The following is a 19605-nucleotide window of genomic DNA, read 5'->3' as shown; positions in this document are numbered from 1 at the left end:
TCGACGGAGGCAGCTGACGAACCCCGAATCATGATCGAGCGATTCGGCGCCCCCGGTTCACATGCGCCCCAGATACACGCATGCCGCGCTCACCCTTCCGATTTTTCAAAGCAACGTCAAGAGCGTTCTGGTCGCTTTGCCCGGACAGAGGGCGTTCGAGGGGATTTGAAGCATGTGATTGTGACGTAAAAGCCGGACAAAACAACAACTGCCGCCACACGGGCGGCAGTTGTCATGTCGACAAAATTACTTCTCCTGCTGCTTGCGCCAGCGAATGCCGGCCTCCAGGAAACCGTCGATCTCGCCGTTGAACACGGCCTCGGGGTTGCCGACTTCGTACTCGGTACGCAGGTCCTTGACCATCTGGTACGGGTGGAGCACGTACGAACGCATCTGGTTGCCCCAGGAGTTGCCGCCGTCGCCCTTGAGGGCGTCCATCTTGGCCTGCTCCTCCTGGCGGCGGCGCTCCAGCAGCTTGGCCTGGAGGACGTTCATCGCGGTGGCGCGGTTCTGGATCTGCGACCGCTCGTTCTGGCAGGAGACCACGATGCCGGTGGGCAGGTGGGTGATGCGGACCGCGGAGTCGGTCGTGTTGACGCCCTGGCCGCCGGGGCCGGAGGAGCGGTAGACGTCGATGCGCAGCTCGGACTCGTCGATCTCGACGTGGTCGGACTGCTCGACCACGGGCAGCACCTCGACTCCGGCGAAGGACGTCTGGCGACGGCCCTGGTTGTCGAAGGGGGAGATGCGCACCAGGCGGTGGGTGCCCTGCTCGACGGAGAGGGTGCCGTAGGCGTACGGCGCCTGTACGGAGAAGGTGGTCGACTTGATGCCGGCCTCTTCGGCGTACGACGTCTCGATCAGCTCCGTCTTGTAGCCGCGCTGCTCGGCCCAGCGCAGGTACATGCGCTGGAGCTTCTCGGCGAAGTCGGCGGCGTCGACGCCGCCGGCCTCGGCGCGGATGTTGACCAGGGCCTCACGGGAGTCGTACTCGCCGGACAGGAGGGTGCGGACCTCCATCTCGTCCAGCGCCTTGCGCACGGCGGCCAGCTCGGACTCGGCCTCGGCGCGGGTGTCCGGGTCGTCCTCCTCCTCGGCCATCTCGAAGAGGACCGAGAGGTCGTCGATGCGGCCGCGCAGCGCTTCCGCCTTCCTGACCTCGGCCTGGAGGTGGGAGAGCTTGCTGGTGATCTTCTGTGCCTCGTCCGGGTTGTCCCACAGGGACGGGGCTGCCGCCTGCTCCTCGAGCGCGGCGATATCTGCCCTCATCTTGTCGAGGTCCAGGACGGCCTCGATCGACTCCATGGTCGAGGAGAGGGACTTCAGCTCTTCGGAAACATCGACGACTGCCACGGTTCAAGCGTAACGGCTGTGGCAAGCGACCTTCGCCGCGCGACGGGGAGAGGGGTCAGGGGGTCAGGGGGTGGACGAGGTCGATGCCGGGTGAGCGGGGTCCGGCGGGGTGTCCGACGTCGCCCACCACGCGCCGAGCGACACCAGTACCGCCACGGCCACCCCCGCCACCCCCACCGTGATCCGACGGCGGCGCACCGCGGCACGGTGTTTCGCCGAGCCCGGCCGGGGCGCGCCCGCGGGCCGGGGTGCGCGTGCCGTCCCGTGCGCGCCGCCGGCCAGCTCGTCCGGTGCCGGCACCCGCATCGAGGTGTGCGTGTCGCGGTTGGAGTCGGGCCGGGCGCCCTGCACGAGGGAGACCGCGCCCCGTCGTCGTACCGGCGCGCCCTGCGCGGAGGCCGCGGGAGCCGCGGGAGCCGCCGGTTCCTCCTCGGCGCCCTGCTCCGAGAGGTCCGGCTCGTCCACGTCCAGCGGCGGCAGCCCGGCCAGCGTCGGCAACTGCTCCCGCAGCCGCGCCGCCAGCTCGGAGGCCCGCAGCCGGGACGCGGGCGCCTTGGCGAGGCACTGCACGATCAGTTGCCACAGCTCCTCGGGGATGCCGGGGAGGGGGACCACGGTCTCGGTGACATGGCGGCGCAGGACCGCGCCCGGATGCCCGCCGCCGAAGGGCGTGAAGCCCGCCAGCAGCTCGTACAGCACCGTGGCCAGCGCGTAGATGTCCACGGAGGCCCGCGGCGGCAGCCCCTCCACGATCTCGGGGGCCAGGTAGTCCGGCGTACCGATGATCTTCGTGGCGCGCGTCCGCCGTGGCGCGTCGATCAGCTTGGCCACCCCGAAGTCGGTCAGCAGCGCCGGATGCGCCCCGCCGGGGCCGAGCGGGCCCTGCATGTCGAGCAGCACGTTCTCCGGCTTGACGTCCCGGTGCACGACCCCCGCCGCGTGCGCCGCGGCCAGCGCGTCCGCGACATCGGCGACGATCGCCACCGCGGCCTCGGGCGCGAGCCTGCGCTCCCGCTCCAGCCGGGTGCGCAGATCGGTGCCGCGCACCAGGTCCATCACCAGGGCCAGGTCGTTGCCGTCGACCACCAGATCGCGCACGGTGACGATGTGCGGGTGCTCCAGTCCGAGCAGCGCCGTGCGCTCCTGGACGAAGCGCCCGACCAGCTCCTGGTCCGAGGCGAGGTCCTCCCGCAGCAGCTTGATCGCGACGGGGCCCTCGGGCCCCTCGCCCAGCCACACCGTGCCGGCGCTGCCCCGCCCCAGGATCTGGTTCGCGGTGTACCGGCTGCCGATCTTCCGTGCCAAGACTGCTCCTACAGACGCGTGTTGTCGCTAAAACTACGCGTCCGGCGAGCCAACCTTCACCGCGGAGACGGAAATCACCCGTCAGATGTCGACAAATCCCCTATCCGACCGGTCACTTGCCGCTGCCCAGGTTCTTGGCCCAGCGGCTCACCTGGCCGGCCCAGTGGCTCAGCTCGTGCCAGTAGCCGCGGCCCTGGCCGACCCAGGTGTGCAGCGGCGTCAGCTCCCAGATCAGCCAGCTCGCCACCACCAGGATGACGATCGTGAACAGGCAGCCCTTCAGGCAGCCGAGTCCGGGGATCTTCATCGGGTTGGCGCTGCGCTGCCGCGGCGCCCTGGGCTCCCGCGCGGGCCGCTGCGGCTGCTGGGGCGGCGCGTACTGCTGGGGCCGGTGCTGCGGCTGGTGCTGCTGAGGTTGCTGGGGCTGCTGGGGCGCGTAGCCGTACCCGCCCTGCTGGTACCCCGGCTGCCCCTGCTGCCGACCGCGCTGCTGCGGCTGCTGCCGGCGCGGCTGCGCGGGCGGCCGCGGCTGCTGCTGCTGCTGCGGCCGGGCCACCTGCCGCTGGGGCCGGTGGTGCAGCGGGTCGTCCTCCGGGGAGAGGTACTGGATCTGCGTCTGCTCGTTGCGGTCGCGGGCGGCCCGCAGCTGGTTCTGCCAGGGGTGCGGCTGCTCGGATCCGGGTCCCTGCGGCCCGGTGTTCGGCAGCACGGCCGTCGGGTCGGCGGCGCCGGTGCTCGGCAGGACGGCCGTCGGGTCGGCCGCGCCGGTGTGCGGCAGGACGGCGGTGGGGTCGGCCGCGCCGGCGGGGCCCGCGGCGGGCGGCAGGACGCTCGTGGCGCCGTTCGGGTCGTACGACGCCTGCGGGGCGTTCGTGGGCAGCACCTGCGTGGGGTCCGCCGCACCGGCGATGCCCGGCTCGCCCGGCACCGAGGCCGGGGCCGGGTCGGGGGCGAGCAGCGCGCCGACGCCCTCGGCCGCCGCGATCTGGGCGGAGTTCGCGTGCACCCCGACGCCCTCGGCGACGACCCGCAGGGCGCGCGCCAGGTTCTCGGCGCTGGGCCGCTCCAGCGGGTTCTTGCGCAGGCAGCGCTCGATCACCGTCCACAGCGGGTCCGGCACGGTGGAGGGCCGGCGAGCCTCGGCGCTGAGGTGCTGGTGCAGCACCTCCAAGGAGGTGGCGCCGGAGAACGGCGGACGGCCGGTGACCAGCTCGTACATCAGGATGCCGGCGCCGTAGACGTCCACGGCGGAGGTCTGCGGGCGTCCCTCGGCGGACTCGGGGGCGACGTACGCGGGCGTGCCGACGAACTCCTGGGTGCGGGTCAGGCCCGGCGAGTCGGCGAGGCGGGCGATGCCGAAGTCGGTCAGCATCGGGTGCATCTCGCCGTCCTGCTGGCGCAGCAGCACGTTGGCGGGCTTGAGGTCGCGGTGGACCACGCCGTCGGCGTGGCTCGCGGCGAGCGCGTCGGCGATCTGCGCGGTCAGCAGGGCGGCGGCGACCGGCGTCAGGGGGCCGTTCTCGCGCAGGTAGCGGTGCAGGTCGGGGCCGTCGACCAGGTCCATGACCAGGGCCAGCAGCTCGCCCTCCACGACCAGGTCGCGGACCCGGACGATGTTCGGGTGGGTGAGCCGGAGCAGGACGGAGCGCTCGCGCAGGAAGCGCATCACGATGTCCGGGTCGCTCGCCAGCTCCTCCTTCAGGACCTTGATCGCGACCGTTTCGCCCGGCTGGCCGGGGACGGCCGCCTCCGCGCCCGCGGTCTCGCGCTGGCGGGCACGCCAGACGGTGCCTGTGGCGCCGCGTCCGAGCGGCTCCTCAAGCAGGTACTTGCTGCCGACTGGCCGCACGTCACGCGCTCCCTGCTGCTTGCTGATGCTGCTTGCCTGCATTCCCGGTGTTCCGGACCACTGTAGTGGTGCGGGGTGGGGCGCCACGTAAGCGTTCGTGGGCAGGTCCGAAGGAAAGACGCGTGTCCTTCGCCCCTGGTTGCCCGCGGTCGCCGTGCGCCGCCGCGGACGCCGGCGGAAGCCGACGGAAGCAGCCATAAGAGGGGACGTGACCGATCTCAACTGATCGTCGGGGTGGTCCATGTCCGGCACTTTTGGGGTCAGAGCCGACCAATCAAGATCACTTCGCACCGGGTGACGGGCACGGTGTCGGCGGCAGGTGCGAGGATGCTCCCCGTACTGGCCGACGTGCTCGTGTGGGGTGGGGGGTAGTCCGCGCCCGCGCAGACCCGCGCAGAAGGGACCGCTGACGCCGATGCAGATCCGGCTGACCGTCGTAGACCCGCTGGGCCCGCCCCCGCAGCGGGGCGCGAGCCGCGACGTGCTGGTCACGGCGCCCGCGGGCACCGACCTCGCCGCGGTCGCCTCCGCGCTGGCCGGGGCGGTCACCGGGGAGGGCGCGGGCCGCGACACCGGGGGCGCGGCGGTCGTGCTGTACGCCGGTGCCGAGCGGCTGGACCCGCGCCGCGCCGTGCTCGGGGAACCGCCGCTGGTCGACGGCGCCGTACTGGCCCTGGGCGCGCCCGCCGCCGCCGAGCCGCATCCCGAGCTGGACGACGCGCCCACCCAGCTGCATGTGGTGGCGGGGCCGGACGCGGGCGGGGTGCATCTGCTGCACGGCGGCCGGATCACGGTCGGGCGCTCCGCGGACGCGGATGTGCCGCTGGACGACCCCGATGTCTCGCGCCTGCACTGCGCGGTGACGGTGGGCGCGGACGGCAGAGTGTCCGTGGCGGACCTGGGTTCCACGAACGGTACGACGCTGGACGGCACGCGGATCGACGAGCGGGCGGTGCGGGTGCCCGCCGGTGGCCTGCTGCGGATCGGGGAGTCGGCGCTGCGGGTCGCGCACGGCGGGCCGCGGCCGCGGGTGCCGGTGGTCGCGGACGGGGAGGGCTGCCTGCGCGTCGGGCCGGGTGCGGACGCACCGGACGCCGGATTCCCGCCCGCGGCGCCCGCGGTGCCCGCCTCGCCCACCCCGTCCGCGCCACCTGTGCCGCCGTCGGCGCCCGGCGGGACCTGGGCCGGTCCCCCCGGCCCGGCGACCGGCGTCGCGGAAGGGACCGGGCACGCCTACGGCTCCGCCTCCTGGGGCGGCGCCGCGGACGAAGCATCCGCCGGGCGCGACGGCGACACCCACGCGGGCCGGTTCGGGGTCGGCGGGGCGCAGAGCGTCCGGCGGCGGGGGCTCGGCGCCTGGGCCCGGCGGCTGACCGGCGGGCGCGCGGAGCAGCCGGTGGCGGGCGCGCGGTCGTACGGCGAGACGGCCCCGCCCGGTGACGTCCCGGACGCCGGGGCCCCGCAGCGGCCCGACACCTGGCCGGACCCCGCCGCGCTGCTGCTCACCGCGCTCGGCCCCGGCCCCCGGCTGTGGGAGCGCGGGCCCGGCCACCCGGAGGCGCTGACCGTACGGCTGGGTACGGCCGACCGGAGCACGCCGGACGGCTCGGGCCTGCTGCCCGCCGTACCGGTGACCGCCGCGCTGCGGGAGACGGGCGCGCTGGGCCTGGCCGGGCCCCGGCCCCGGCTGTCCGGGCTGGCCCGCGCGGTGCTGGCCCAGCTCGCCGCGCTGCACTCCCCCGACCTGCTGGAGATCGTGCTGATCAGTGCGGACGCCTCCCGTCCGGTGGCGGAGCGCACCGCCGAGTGGTCCTGGCTGGGCTGGCTGCCGCATGTCCGTCCGAACCACGGGCAGGACTGCCGCCTCCTGCTGGCCTACGACCGCGAACAGGCCGCCGCCCGCACGGAGGAACTGCTGCGCCGGGTGGACGACCTCACGGGCCGCCGTGCGCACCCGATCCCGGCGCAGAGCACCGGGAACTCCGGGCCGCGGTCGTCCGCGCCGCCGTACGACGCCCCGCTGATCCCCCACCAGAGCCGGCCGCCGGGCCACCGCAGCCAGGAACCGGGCCACCAGGGCCGGCCGCCGGGCCCGAGCGCGGCCGGTGCGCCCGCCGGGCCCCTCGGCGCACCGGCCCCCGGCACACTCTCCCCCGCCTTCGGCACGCCGCCCCGCGGTGCCCGCCGTCCCTCCTGGGCCAGGGAGGAAGCCGACCTCGGCGCCACCGGGTTCCCCGGCCCCTACACGGTGGTCGTGGTCGACGGCGACCCCGGCGGGACCGGACTCCAGGAGGCCCTGGCCCGGCTGGCCGCGGTGGGCCCGCGGGCCGGGGTGCACGTCCTGTGCCTGGCCGAGGTCACCGCTGCCTCGGCGGCCTCGCCCGTGACCCGTACGTACGACATGGCGTGCACCGTGGCCCCGACGTTCCGGCACTGCGGGGCCGTGGCCCTGCTTAGCGGCGATGTGGCGGGCACCCTCCAGCTGCTGCGGATCGCGCCGGGCGGCCCGGTGGCGCCCGGTGTGCTCGCCACCGTGGACGCGGTGTCCCCGGCGTGGGCGGAGCGGTTCGCGCGGGCGCTGGCGCCGCTGCGGCCGGACGGCCCGGCCGGCGCGGGGCACGCGCGGGTGGCGGCGCCGCTGCCGCAGTCGGCGCGGCTGCTGGACGAGCTGGGCCTGGCCCGTGCCACCCCGGCCTCGCTGATGGCCCGCTGGGCGGACGCGGCCGACGACCCGGAGGCGCTGGGCGGCCGGGCCCGTGCCGTGCTCGGCGCCGGACCGCACGGCCCGGTGACCGCCGATCTGGTGGCCGACGGACCGCATCTGCTGATCGAGGGCCCGGCGGGCAGCGGCCGTACCGAACTGCTGCGGGCCGTGGTGGCGTCGCTGGCCGCGGCCGAACGGCCGGACCGGCTCGGCATGGTGCTCATCGACGGCCGGGACGGCGTGGGCACCGGCAGCGGGCGCAACGAGGGTCTGCGGGTCTGCGTGGAGATACCCCATGTGACGACCCACCTGCTCGCCAACGACCCCGTCCGCATGCGGGAGTTCGCCCAGTCGCTCAGCGCGGAGCTGAAGCGGCGCGCGGAGCTGCTGGGCCGGACGGAGTTCGTGCAGTGGCACGCGGGGCAGGCGGCGCCGGGCCGGGTCGTCGCGCAGCGCACCCCGCCGGGCACCGGGGACATCGAGGCGCCGCCCAGCTCGACGCTGCGGCTGCGCCCCGGCGCCGCGGCACGCCGGCGCGCCGAGGCGGTACCGCCGTTGCCCCGGCTCGTGGTGGTCGTCGACGATCTGGACGCGCTGGTCTCGCCCGCGCTCGGCGCTCCGGGCCGGCCCGCCGCGGGTTCGGTCATGCGGGCCCTGGAGGCGGTGGCCCGCGAGGGCGAGCGGCTCGGCGTGCACCTGGTGGCGGCGGCCGGCACGGACGGCCGTACCGCGGACAGCGAACCGGCCCGCCGGGCTGCCCTGCGCATCACGCTCGCGGCCCCTCGGCAGGGTCCCGAGGAACCGGCGCCGGGGCGGGGCGAGTTGGCCCGTCCGGGTGCCCCCTCGGTGGAGTTCCAGGCCGGCCGGGTCACCGGTCGCATCCCCCGTACCGCGACCCAGCGCCCCACGGTCGTCCCGCTGGACTGGCAGCGGATGGGCGACCCCCCGGCCCGCCGTCCGGTCCGCGAACTCGGCAACGGCCCCACCGACCTGGCGCTGCTGGCCAGCGCCGTGGAGCGTGCCGCCCGGCAGGTCGCGGCGGTCCGGGTGCCCTCGCTGCTGTAGAGGCCGCGGAGCCGACTCCCCCCGTGTCCGGGCGCATACACCGATGATCACGACCCGGTCACGATCGCCCCTTCCCGGATGCAGGCGCTCTTGCCCCGCCCCGACGGCCCGCGTACACCGGAGCGCACGAACAGCGTCCGGCGTTCACGCGCACGGGCGTTCACGGCAGGACGCAGAACGACGAACGGGGAAGTGATGCGCAGCAAGAGCAGCACCATCCGGACCGGCAGGGCCGTCGGCGCGGTCGCCGCGTTGCTCGCGGGGGGCCTTGTGCTCGGCGCGTGCTCCGGCGGGGGCGGCGACGGCAAGAAGGGCGGCGGAAGCGCGCCCTCCACGGGCGGTTCGGTCGCCCTGCCCCGGCTGGACGGCGCGCACCTGGAGATCGCGGCCGTGTGGACCGGGCAGGAGCAGACGAACTTCAAGAAGGTCCTCGCGGAGTTCGAGCGGCGCACCGGCGCGAAGGTCACCTTCGTGCCCGCGCAGGACCCGATCATCAACTTCCTCGGATCGAAGATCGCGGGCGGGCAGCCGCCGGACATCGCGCTGCTGCCGCAGCCCGGCGCCATCAAGCAGGCCGTGGACAAGGGCTGGGCCAAGCCGGTCGGACCGGACGCGCTCAAGGAGGTCCGGAAGAACTACTCGCAGGGCTGGCAGGACATCGGGAAGGTGAACGGCAAGCAGTACGGCGTCTACTACAAGGCCGCCAACAAGTCGCTCATCTGGTACAACGCCAAGGCCTTCGAGAACGCGGGGGCCAAGGAGCCCAAGACGTGGAAGGACCTGCTGACGACCGCGCAGGCCGTCTACGACTCCGGGGTCACGCCCTTCTCGGTGCCGGGCGCGGACGGCTGGCCGCTGACGGACTGGTTCGAGAACGTCTATCTGTCGCAGGCGGGGCCCGAGAAGTACGACCAGCTCGCCCAGCACAAGATCAAGTGGACCGATCCCTCGGTGAAGCAGGCGCTCCAGACGCTGGCGCAGATCTGGGGCAAGAGGGACTACCTGGCCGGCGGGCAGGACGGCGCGCTCCAGACCGAGTTCCCGAACTCGGTCACCCAGACCTTCACCGGCGGCGACCAGCCGAAGGCCGCGATGGTCTACGAGGGCGACTTCGTGCAGGTCAACATCGGTGAGACCAAGGCGAAGGTGGGCACGGACGCCAAGGTGTTCCCGTTCCCGGCCGTCGGCGCCACCGCGCCCGTGGTCTCCGGCGGTGACGCGGCGGTCGTCCTGAAGGACTCCAAGGCGGCGCAGGCCCTGATGGCCTTCCTCGCCTCCCCGGACTCGGCCACCATCCAGGCGAAGCTGGGCGGCTATCTCTCGCCGAACAAGAACGTGCCGGTCTCGGCGTACCCGAACAGCGTCCAGCAGAAGATCGCGAAGTCGCTGATCGCGTCCGGTGACGACTTCCGCTTCGACATGTCCGACCAGGCCCCGCAGGCGTTCGGGGGCACGCCGGGCAAGGGCGAGTGGAAGGACCTCCAGGACTTCCTGAGGAATCCGGGCGATGTCGCGGGCGCCCAGGCCGCGTTGGAGAAGGACGCGGCGGCCGCGTACGGAAGCGGGAGCTGAGCCGGCGATGGCGTCGGCAGCGGCGGCCGGGGCCCCACCGGGTCCCGCCGCGCCCCGCGCGCGCAAGAGCGTGACTGGTACCCGCAGGGCGGTGGCAGTGCTGTTCCTGCTGCCCGCCCTGGTGCTGCTGGGCGCGCTCGTGGTCTACCCGATCGGGTACTCGGTCGTCCGCAGCTTCGGCACCGACTCCGGGCACGGGTTCGCCGGATTCGACAACTACAAGACGGTCTTCACGGACGACGGCATCCTCACCGCTCTGAAGAACAACGTCATCTGGGTGGTGTTCGCGCCCGCCGTCTCCACCGCGCTCGGGCTGATCTTCGCGGTGCTGACCGAACGGGTCCGCTGGGGAACGGCGTTCAAGCTGGTCGTCTTCATGCCGATGGCGATCTCGATGCTGGCGGCCGGGATCATCTTCCGGCTGGTGTACGACCAGGACCCGGACAAGGGCGTCGCCAACGCGGCGTGGGTGTCGGTGCACGACACCTTCGCGCAGTCCTCGGCGTTCCCGAAGGCGCATCCGGGGCGCGAGTCGCCGCTCGTCCCGCAGGGCGGCGGCTTCGTCACCAGGGCCGCGGTGCACGCCGGGCGGCCGGTCGCCCTGCCGCTCGTCGGGGTGGCCCCGGACGAGATGCCCGGCGACGCGAAGCGGGCGACGGCCGCGCGGGCGGAGCCGGGCAAGGTCACCGGCACCACCTGGCAGGACTTCACCCGCGGCAAGGGCGTGGGCCGGCTCGGCGTGCCCGACCCGTCCGAGCCGGGCTATCCGGGGATGCGGATCGAGGCGGTGAAGGGGGGCAAGGTGGTGGCGTCCACGAAGGCGGCGGCGGACGGCACGTTCACGCTGCCCGCGGCGGCCGACGGGGCCCGGCTGCGACTGCCCGCGAGCAACTTCAAGGAGCCGTACAACGGCGTGGAGTGGCTCGGCCCGGCGTTGGTCACCCCGGCGATCATCGGGGCGTACGTGTGGATGTGGGCGGGCTTCGCGATGGTGCTGATCGCGGCCGGACTCGCGGGGGTGCCACGGGAGTTGCTGGAGGCCGCGCGGGTGGACGGCGCCACCGAGTGGCAGGTGTTCCGCAAGGTCACCGTGCCGCTGCTCGCGCCGGTTCTCGCGGTCGTCGCCGTCACCCTGATGATCAATGTGCTGAAGGTGTTCGACCTCGTGTACATCATCGCCCCCGGCTCCTCCCAGGACGACGCGAACGTGCTCGCCCTGGAGCTGTACCGGCGGGGCTTCGCGGAGGGCCAGCCGGGTGTCGCCAGCGCGATCGCGGTGTTCCTGCTGGTGCTGGTGATCCCGGTGATGCTGCTCAACGTCCGACGGCTCCGGCGGGAGGTACGGCGATGACGGCGCTCGCCACCGATACGCGCACGACCCCGCCCGCCCCCGCGGCCCGGCCGCCGCTCGGCGCCCGGATCACGGAGAAGCTGGGCGGCACCCTGGTCCGCGTCTTCCTCGTCCTGGTCGGCCTGTTCTGGCTGGTGCCGACCATCGGCCTGCTGATCTCCTCGCTGCGCTCCCCCGACGACATGAGCGCGAGCGGCTGGTGGACGGTGTTCACCAAGCCGTCCCAGCTGACCTTCGTCAGCTACCGGAAGCTGCTGGAGAACGGGGACATCACCCACTCCCTGCTGAACTCGCTCCTGATCACGGTCCCGGCGACCGTCCTCGTCGTCGTCATCGGCTCGCTCGCCGGTTACGCGTTCGCCTGGATGGAGTTTCCGGGCCGGGACTGGTGGTTCATCGGCGTGGTCAGCCTGCTGGTGGTGCCGGTGCAGGTGGCGCTGATCCCGATCGCCGAACTCTTCGGCAAGGTCGGCCTGTTCGGGACGATCTTCGGCGTGGTCCTGTTCCACACCGGCTTCGGACTGCCGTTCGCGGTGTTCCTGCTGCGGAACTTCTTCGCGGAGATCCCCCGCGAACTCCTGGAGGCGGCCCGCCTGGACGGCGCCGGCGAGCTGCGCCTGTTCGCCCGCGTGGTGATGCCGCTGGGCGGCCCGGCCATCGCGAGCCTCGGCATCTTCCAGTTCCTGTGGGTGTGGAACGACATGCTGGTCGCCCTGGTCTTCACCAAGTCCGGCACCCAGCCGATCACGGTCGCACTCCAGACCCAGGTACGGCAGTTCGGCAACAACATCGACGTGCTGGCACCCGGCGCGTTCATCTCCATGGTCATCCCGCTGGCCGTCTTCTTCGCCTTCCAGCGGCAGTTCGTGTCGGGGGTGATGGCGGGGGCGGTCAAATAGCGCATGGCAGAAGGCCGTTCAGGGGGCGGGTCCGGGTGCGGGCCCGCCCCCGCGCGTTCACCGGATGTCCCCCGAATGCCGTACGGGCCGTAACCCCGTCACTCCTTCGGCCGTTGCCGGGCAGAACGCCCGCGCCGAGAGACCCATGGATGTCCCGTGCCCAGGTTCAGTGTCATCGTCCCCGTGTACCAGGTCCAGGCGTATCTCTCCGAGTGCCTGGACTCCGTGCTGTCGCAGTCGTACCGGGATCTCGAAGTGATCGCCGTGGACGACCGTTCGCCGGACGCGTGCGGGGAGATCATCGACGAGTACGCGGTCCGGGACCCGCGCGTCAAGCCGTTACACCTGCCGGAGAACCGGGGGCTCGGGCGGGCCCGGAACGCCGGGATCGCGCAGGCCACCGGCGAGTACCTGATCTTCCTGGACAGCGACGACACCCTCACGCCGGGCGCGCTCGCGGCCGTCGCCGAGCGGATCGAGGCGACCGGCGGGCCGGATGTGCTGGTGTACGACTACGAGCGCGCGTACTGGGACGGCCGGCGGGTGCGCAACCATCTCGCGGCCGAGCTGAGCCAGTGGGGGCGGGCGCCCTTCCGGCTCACGGACCGGCCGGGGCTGCTGCGGGTGCTGATGGTGGCCTGGAACAAGGCGTACCGGCGGGAGTTCGTCGCGGAGCAGGGCTTCGCCTTCCCGCCGGGCTACTACGAGGACACCCCCTGGACCTTCCCGGTGCTGATGGCGGCCGGTTCGATCGCGACCCTGGACCGGGTGTGCGTGCGCTACCGGCAGCGCCGCCAGGGCAGCATCCTGTCCACCACCAGCCGCAAGCACTTCGACCTGTTCGACCAGTACGAGCGGGTCTTCGCCTATGTCGCCGACCACCCGGAACTGGCCTTCTGGAAGCCGGAGTTGTTCCGCCGGATGATCGACCACTACGGCGTGGTCTTCACCCGCCCCGGACGGCTGCCGCGCGGCAGCCACGGGGATTTCCTGCGCCGGGCCCGCGACCACTACCGCCGCTACCGGGTGCCGAAGGCGCGGCTGCGGCGGCGGCACCTGCTGATCCGGTTCGGGCTGCACCGCACCTTCCGGGCCCTGCGGTACGCCGCCGCCGCCCGCCGCCGCCTGCGGGCGCTCGTGCTGGGCCCGGCGCGCGCCGTGCGCTCCGGCGCGCTGCAGCTGCACTACGGCGTCCAGCGGCGGCTGCCGCTGCGCCCCGAGCGCGCGGTGTTCGCCGCCGCGGGCGGGTACGGCGGCGACCCGGCCGCGCTGGAGGAGGCGATGCGCCGGTACGCCCCGCATGTGCGCACCACCTGGATCGCCGACCCGGCGCACCCGCACCCGCTCCCCGCCGGTCCCCGCCTCGTCGCCCCCGGCACGGCCGCCCACTGGACGGCACTCGCCCGCTCCACGTACCTGTTCGGCGACGCCCACCTCACCCGCGGGCTGCGCAAGCGGGACGGGCAGATCCTCGTGCGCACCCTCGGCGGAACCCCCCTCGGCCATACCGGACTCGACCTCGTGGAGCGCCCGGCGGCCACCGCGGGCACCGACCCCGCGGCGCTGCTGCGGGACGTCGACCAGTGGGACCACGTGGTCTCCGGCAACCGGCACTCCACCCTGACCTGGCAGCGCGTCCATCCGGGCCGCTGGACCGCCCTGGAGTACGGCAGCCCGCGCACCGACGTCTTCCAGCGGGCCACCCCGGACGACGTGGCCCGGCTGCGCGCCACCCTCGGCATCCCCGCGGGCGCCGTCGCGATCCTCTACGCCCCCGCCCGCCGCGACCACCGCCGCACCCAGCACCTCCCGCTGGACCTGCCGAGGCTCGCGCACGGACTCGGCCCGCGCTTCGTGCTGCTCGCCCGCACGCACGGGGACGCGCCCGTCGAGGGCGCCCGTGTCGTCGACGTCTCCGCGCATCCCTGCCCCGAGAGCCTGTGCCTGGCCGCGGACGCGCTGCTCACCGACCAGTCGCCGCTCATGTTCGACTACGCCGGCCTGGACCGGCCGATCGTGCTGCACACCGGGGACTGGGCGACGTACCGGGCCGTCCGCGGCGCCTACGTCGACCTGCCCGGCGCCCCGCCCGGCGCGGTGGGGCGCGACGAGGACGAACTGATCGGCGTGTTCACCGAGGGCCACTGGAACGGCGCGCGGGCCGCGCTGCTGCGGGCCGCGTTCCGGGAGCGGTTCTGCCCCTGGGACGACGGGCGCGCCGCCGAACGCGTCGTACGGCACATCGTGCTGGGCCGCACCGAGCCGTCCCCGGTGGTGCCGCTCGGCGAGCGCCGTCCGGTCCGCACGGCCATGGCGGGCACCCCGCACCCGGCACGGACCCCGCTGGCCACCGTGCCGCATCCGACCGGCCACCGGTCCGTCACCAGGATCGCCGAACACCGTTGAGAACACCGGGAGTTCCCTTGCCCCTCGGCTCGACGCGGCCCGCCCCGAGCCGGCCGCCCACCTGGCGCCCGGCGGGCCGGCCGGGACGGATGCGCACGGCGCCGTAGAACCACGTCCGCAGGACGACAGGAAGAACGACAGAAAGAGCAGAATGCCCCGCTTCAGCATTATCGTCCCCACTCATGGGGTCGCCGGCCGGCTGTCCCAGGCGCTGGACTCGGTCCTCGGCCAGTCCTTCGGCGACTTCGAGCTGATCCCGGTCTGCGACGCGCCCGACGCCCCGGCCGCCGAGGTGGCCGCCGGGTACGCCGGGCGGGACCCGCGGGTGATGCCGGTCCACTCACCGCCGTCCGCCGGGCTCGGCGGGGCGCGCAATGCCGGGATGCGGGCGGCGAGCGGCGCGTACGTGCTGTTCCTGGACGGCGACGACCTGCTGCTGCCGGGCGCACTGGCGGCCGTGGACGGCCTGCTGACCGGGTCCGGCGGGGTGGACGTGCTGTACGTGGAGCACGAGCGGGCCCCCTGGTGGGAGGGCGATCCGGTGAACCCGGTCGCGCCGCTGTTCGCCGGTGCCCCGCGCGGTGCCTTCGCCCCCGCCGCGCTGCCCCGGCTGACCGGCGCCGCGCTCCCCGCGTGGAGCGCGGTGTACCGCCGCGCGTTCCTCACCGGGCACGAGCTCGTTTTCCCCGAGGGGCACTTCACGGACCTCGGCTGGGGCGGCCTGACCACGGTCGCCGCCCGGCGGATCGCCGTACTGCGCCGGGTGGTCGTCCGGCACCGGCTGCGCCGGCAGGGCAGCCGGCTGAACCTGCCCGGCGAGCACCAGCACGCCCTGCTCGACCAGGTGGAGCTGGTCCTCGCGCGGGCCGCCGAGCACGCCCTGCCCGCCGAGCGCACCCGGCCCCTCTTCGACCAGCTGTTCGCACTGGTGCTGAAGACCGCGGCCCGGCCGGAGCGGCTGGCCCGCGGACACCGGGCGTTCTTCCGCCGCGCGGCCCGCCTGTACCGGAGGTTCCGGCCGGACGGGCACCGGATGCCGCGCGGCAGCCTCGGGGTGCAGCACCGCTTGCTGGCGGTCGGCGCGTACGACGCCTTCCGCGCCCTGCGGGACGCCAACCGGCTCGCGGGCCGGGCCGTCGAGAGCGTCCCGCGCCCGCACGCGGTCCGCACCCGGCTGCGCTACCGCGCCGCCCTGCGCCGCCCGCTCGACCCCGACCTCGCCGTGTACTGCGCCTACTGGGGCCGCGGCTACGCCTGCAACCCGGCCGCGATCCACGCCAAGGCCCGCGAACTCGCCCCGCGGCTGCGCCAGGTGTTCCTGGTGGAGGGCGGGCAGGAGCACACCCTGCCGGAGGACGTGGAGTACGCGGTGCTCGGCTCCCACCGCGCCTGGGAACTGCTGGCCCGCGCCACCTACCTGGTCAACAACGCCAACTTCGCGGAGGGCGTGGTGAAACGACCCGGCAGCGTGCACCTCCAGACCCAGCACGGCACCCCGCTGAAGACGATGGGCGTGGACCAGTCGACGTACCCGGTGGTGGCCGCGCGCTCCGGCAGCTTCACCAAGCTGCTGGGCCGGGTGGACCGCTGGGACTTCAACCTCTCCTCCAACCGGCACTCCACCCGCATGTGGGAGCGCGCCTTCCCCGGCTCCTGGGAGGCGCTGGAGTACGGCTATCCGCGCAACGACGTCTACTACACGGCGACCGCCGCCGACGTGGCCCGCGTCCGCCGGGAGCTGGGCATTCCCGAGAACCGGCTCGCCGTGCTCTACGCGCCCACCCACCGCGACCACCACTGCGGCTTCGAACCCGGCCTGGATCTGGAGGAGTTCTGCGCGGCGGCCGGCGAGGACGTCGTCGTACTGCTGCGCGCCCACTACTTCTACGACCAGGGCCGCACCCGGCACTCGGACCGGATCATCGACGTCACCGCGCACCGCAGCGCCGAGGACGTGTGCCTGGCCGCGGACGCGCTGATCACCGACTACTCCTCCATCATGTTCGACTACGCCAACCTGGACCGGCCGATCGTGATCTACGCCGACGACTGGGACGTCTACCGGCAGGCGCGGGGCGTCTACTTCGACCTGATGGCCGAGCCGCCGGGGCCGGTCGCCCGCACCCCCGAGGAACTGGCCGCCGTCTTCCGCGAGGGCGCCTACGCGGACGCCGAGTCGACCGCGCTGCGGGCCGCGTTCCGGGAGAAGTTCTGCGAGTTCGACGACGGGCGGGCCGCCGAGCGCGTCGTCCGGCGGGTGCTGCTGGGCGAGCCGCCGCAGGCGCTGCCGCCGGTGCTGCCGCTCGGCGAGCGCGTCCCCGCCCCCGCCGCCGTCACCCTCGTGAGGAGCTGACCCGTGCCCCGCTTCAGTGTGATCGTGCCCTGCTTCAAGGTGCAGGCGTACCTGCGCGAATGCCTGGACTCGGTGCTGGGGCAGTCGTACCGGGACCTGGAGGTGATCGCCGTGGACGACCGCTCGCCGGACGACTGCGGGGCGATCCTCGACGAGTACGCCGCCCGCGACCGGCGGGTGAAGGTGCTGCACCTGCCGGAGAACGTGGGCCTCGGACGGGCCCGCAACGCCGGGCTGCCGCACGCCACCGGGGACTACCTGTTCTTCCTGGACAGCGACGACACCCTCACTCCGGGCGCGCTCGCGGCGATCGCCGGGCGGCTGGCGGAGAGCGGCGACCCGGACGTGCTGGTGTTCGACTACGCGCGCACCTACTGGTGGGGCGGCACCCGGCGCAACGCGCTCGCGGAGGTGCTCGCCGAGGCCGGCCCGGACACCTTCACGGCGGCCGGGTACCCGCGGATCCTGGACCTGCTGATGGTGGTGTGGAACAAGGTCTACCGGCGGGAGTTCGTCGCGGCGCGGGGCTTCGCCTTCCCGCCCGGCTACTACGAGGACACCCCCTGGACCTTCCCGGTCATGCTCAGCGCCGGGCGGATCGCCGTGCTGGACCGGATCTGCCTGGACTACCGCCAGCGCAGGCAGGGGAACATCCTGTCCACCACCAGCCGCAAGCACTTCGACGTCCACGACCAGTACGAACGCGTCTTCGCCTTCCTGGACGAGCATCCCGAACTCGACCCCTGGCGGCCCTACTTGCACCGCAAATTGGGCGAGCACTGCCTGGACATCCTGGCCAAGCCGGACCGGCTGCCGCCCGCCGACAAGGCCGAGTTCTTCCGCCGTACCGCGGACCTGTTCCGCCGGCTGAAGCCCGAGGGCGCCCAAGTGGCGGGTGACCTGGCCGTGCTGGAGGGCGGCTGGGTGAACTACCGGCTGCGGCGGCAGGCGGGCCGGGCCGCGCGGGAGGCGGCCCGGCGGGCGGGCGCGGCGCGGCGCGCGGCGGCCGGGCGGGCCCGCACCGGCTGGGCCGCGCTGCACGCCCGCCGCCCGCTCGACCCCGACCTGGTGGTGTACTCGGCGTCCGCGCACCGGGGCCTGCTCGGCGACCCGGCGGCCGTCTACCACGCGGCCCGGCGGATCGCTCCGCAGCTGCGGGGGGTGTGGGTGGTGCGGGACGCGGAGACGGCGGCGGGGCTGCCGCCGGACGTGGAGCATGTGATCGCGGGCACCCGGCGCTGCGCGGAGGTCCTCGCGCGGGCCGCGTACCTGGTGAACGACGTGCCGTGGACCGGCGTCCCGGCCAAGCGGCCCGGCAGCGTGCACATCCACACCCATCAGGGCACCCCGCTGAAGTACCTCGGCGCCGATCTGCTGGACAAGCCGGGCGCCCGGCTCGGCGTGGACGTCCCGCAGCTGCTGCGCCGCGCCGACCGCTGGGACCACAGCCTGGTCGCGAGCCGCTACGCGGAGCTGGTGTACGAGCGGGCCTACCCCTGCCACTTCGCCCCGGCGCGCACCGGCAGCCCGCGCAACGACGTGCTGGTCAACGGCGGTTCGAGCGACTTCCGGGCACGGCACGGCATCCCCGAGGACCACACGGTGGTGCTGTACGCGCCGACCCGCCGGGACTACCGCAGGGGCGGGCACGTGGACCGGATCGACCTGGCCCGCCTCGCGGCCGACCTCGGCGAGGGCCGCACGCTGGTGGTCCGGCTGCACCCGGCGCTGGCGACCGGATTCGCCCGCGGCCTGGGCCTCGCCGAACTGGCCCGGCGCGGTGTCGTGGTCGACGCGACGGACGAGCTCCACCTGCCGGACGTGCTGCTCGCGGCGGACGCGCTGATCACCGACTACTCGTCCGTGATGTTCGACTACGCCAACCTGGACCGGCCGATCGTGATCCACGCCGACGACTGGGAGGTCTTCCGCCAGACACGCGGCACCTACTTCGATCTGCCGGCCGATCCTCCCGGCCATGTCGCCTATTCGTACGCCGAGTTGACCCGGCTGTTCGCCTCGGGCGACTGGCGGAACGAGGAGTCGGCCCGCCTCCGCGCCCGCTTCCGCGCCCGCTACTGCGCGTTCGAGGACGGCCGAGCCGCCGCCCGCGTCGTCCACACCCTCCTGCTGGACGAGCCGCTGCCGGACCCGGTCCGGCTGCCGGGGCAGGCGACGACGGGGCGGGACGCGCTGACGTCGGCGTGAGGGGCATGCGGGGGCGGTGGACATGCCGCGCCCGGCCGGCGGGGGGACCCGCCGGCCGGGCGCGATGCGGCTGATCGGGCTTACTCGACGACGAGGTCGACCTCGATGTTGCCGCGGGTGGCGTTGGAGTAGGGGCAGACCTGGTGGGCGGCCTCGACCAGCTTGCGGCCGGTCTCGCGGTCCACCGTCTCCGGCAGCTCGACGCGCAGGGTGACCTTCAGGCCGAAGCCCTCGCCCTGCTTGCCGATGCCGACCTCGGCGGTGACGGCGGCGTCGGTGACGTCCACCTTCTCCCGGCGGCCGACGACGCCGAGGGCGCCGCCGAAGCAGGCGGCGTAACCGGCGGCGAACAGCTGCTCGGGGTTGGTGCCCTCGCCGTTGCCGCCCAGCTCCACCGGCGGGGCCAGCTTGACGTCGACCTTGCCGTCGGAGGAGACGGCACGGCCCTCGCGGCCGTGGGTGGCGGTGGCGACGGCGGTGTAGAGCGCGTCCATGACGAACCCTCCCTCTCGATGTGTCCTGCGTGGTGTGGCGTGCTTG

At 74.0% G+C, this 19605-nt stretch carries 11 protein-coding genes; 7 read left to right on the top strand and 4 right to left on the bottom strand.

Features of this window, described 5'->3' with window-relative positions; all coding sequences use genetic code 11:
* Positions 1-246: 246 nt before the first annotated feature.
* From prfB to ACZ7EC_RS04715, 3 genes are all read right to left on the bottom strand, one after another.
* Positions 247-1353 (bottom strand): peptide chain release factor 2, encoded by a 1107-nt coding sequence (gene prfB, locus ACZ7EC_RS04725; RefSeq protein ID WP_471058029.1) that lies wholly within the window; start codon positions 1351-1353, stop codon positions 247-249.
* Positions 1354-1416: 63 nt separating this feature from the next.
* A complete protein-coding gene (locus ACZ7EC_RS04720) occupies positions 1417-2658 on the bottom strand; it encodes a serine/threonine-protein kinase (RefSeq protein WP_471058026.1) in 1242 nt (413 codons plus the stop codon).
* 112 nt (positions 2659-2770) lie between these two features.
* Positions 2771-4507 (bottom strand): serine/threonine-protein kinase, encoded by a 1737-nt coding sequence (locus tag ACZ7EC_RS04715; RefSeq protein WP_471059707.1) that lies wholly within the window; start codon positions 4505-4507, stop codon positions 2771-2773.
* A 415-nt stretch (positions 4508-4922) separates the two neighbouring features.
* Between ACZ7EC_RS04715 and ACZ7EC_RS04710 the strand changes: the two genes are divergently transcribed.
* The 7 genes from ACZ7EC_RS04710 (at position 4923) to ACZ7EC_RS04680 (ending at position 19065) form a co-directional block, all read left to right on the top strand.
* Positions 4923-8276: an FHA domain-containing protein gene (locus ACZ7EC_RS04710; protein WP_471058023.1), complete on the top strand. Its 3354-nt coding sequence runs from the start codon at positions 4923-4925 to the stop codon at positions 8274-8276.
* A gap of 195 nt (positions 8277-8471) precedes the next feature.
* Positions 8472-9848 carry an ABC transporter substrate-binding protein gene (locus ACZ7EC_RS04705; RefSeq protein ID WP_471058020.1) on the top strand — a complete coding sequence of 459 codons (1377 nt, stop codon included), beginning with the start codon at positions 8472-8474 and terminating at the stop codon, positions 9846-9848.
* Between the two features lie 7 nt (positions 9849-9855).
* A complete protein-coding gene (locus tag ACZ7EC_RS04700) occupies positions 9856-11199 on the top strand; it encodes a carbohydrate ABC transporter permease (protein ID WP_471058017.1) in 1344 nt (447 codons plus the stop codon).
* Entirely contained in the window at positions 11196-12098 is a 903-nt protein-coding gene (locus ACZ7EC_RS04695; protein ID WP_471058014.1) for a carbohydrate ABC transporter permease, read from the top strand. The genes ACZ7EC_RS04700 and ACZ7EC_RS04695 overlap by 4 nt, the downstream gene beginning before the upstream one ends.
* 156 nt (positions 12099-12254) lie before the next feature.
* Positions 12255-14504 carry a bifunctional glycosyltransferase/CDP-glycerol:glycerophosphate glycerophosphotransferase gene (locus ACZ7EC_RS04690; RefSeq protein ID WP_471058012.1) on the top strand — a complete coding sequence of 750 codons (2250 nt, stop codon included), beginning with the start codon at positions 12255-12257 and terminating at the stop codon, positions 14502-14504.
* Positions 14505-14655: 151 nt separating this feature from the next.
* Positions 14656-16857, top strand: coding sequence for a bifunctional glycosyltransferase/CDP-glycerol:glycerophosphate glycerophosphotransferase (locus ACZ7EC_RS04685; RefSeq protein ID WP_471058009.1), 2202 nt, complete (start codon positions 14656-14658; stop codon positions 16855-16857).
* A 3-nt stretch (positions 16858-16860) separates the two neighbouring features.
* Positions 16861-19065, top strand: coding sequence for a bifunctional glycosyltransferase/CDP-glycerol:glycerophosphate glycerophosphotransferase (locus ACZ7EC_RS04680; protein ID WP_471058006.1), 2205 nt, complete (start codon positions 16861-16863; stop codon positions 19063-19065).
* 80 nt (positions 19066-19145) lie between these two features.
* Here ACZ7EC_RS04680 and ACZ7EC_RS04675 read toward each other — a convergent pair whose 3' ends face one another.
* Positions 19146-19559 carry an organic hydroperoxide resistance protein gene (locus ACZ7EC_RS04675; protein WP_471058003.1) on the bottom strand — a complete coding sequence of 138 codons (414 nt, stop codon included), beginning with the start codon at positions 19557-19559 and terminating at the stop codon, positions 19146-19148.
* Positions 19560-19605: the final 46 nt, after the last annotated feature.

The organism is Streptomyces sp. NPDC037203 (genome assembly GCF_055605065.1).
Note: the sequence above shows the minus strand (reverse complement) of the source record. Positions and strands in the feature narration are given on the sequence as shown.

Excerpts from the sequence above, each read along its gene's own strand:
- ACZ7EC_RS04705 (WP_471058020.1), top strand. The coding sequence starts at position 8,472 with ATGCGCAGCAAGAGCAGCACCATCCGGACCGGCAGGGCCGTCGGCGCG.
- ACZ7EC_RS04685 (WP_471058009.1), top strand. The coding sequence starts at position 14,656 with ATGCCCCGCTTCAGCATTATCGTCCCCACTCATGGGGTCGCCGGCCGG.
- ACZ7EC_RS04695 (WP_471058014.1), top strand. The coding sequence starts at position 11,196 with ATGACGGCGCTCGCCACCGATACGCGCACGACCCCGCCCGCCCCCGCG.
- ACZ7EC_RS04675 (WP_471058003.1), bottom strand. The coding sequence starts at position 19,559 with ATGGACGCGCTCTACACCGCCGTCGCCACCGCCACCCACGGCCGCGAG.
- ACZ7EC_RS04700 (WP_471058017.1), top strand. The coding sequence starts at position 9,856 with ATGGCGTCGGCAGCGGCGGCCGGGGCCCCACCGGGTCCCGCCGCGCCC.
- ACZ7EC_RS04710 (WP_471058023.1), top strand. The coding sequence starts at position 4,923 with ATGCAGATCCGGCTGACCGTCGTAGACCCGCTGGGCCCGCCCCCGCAG.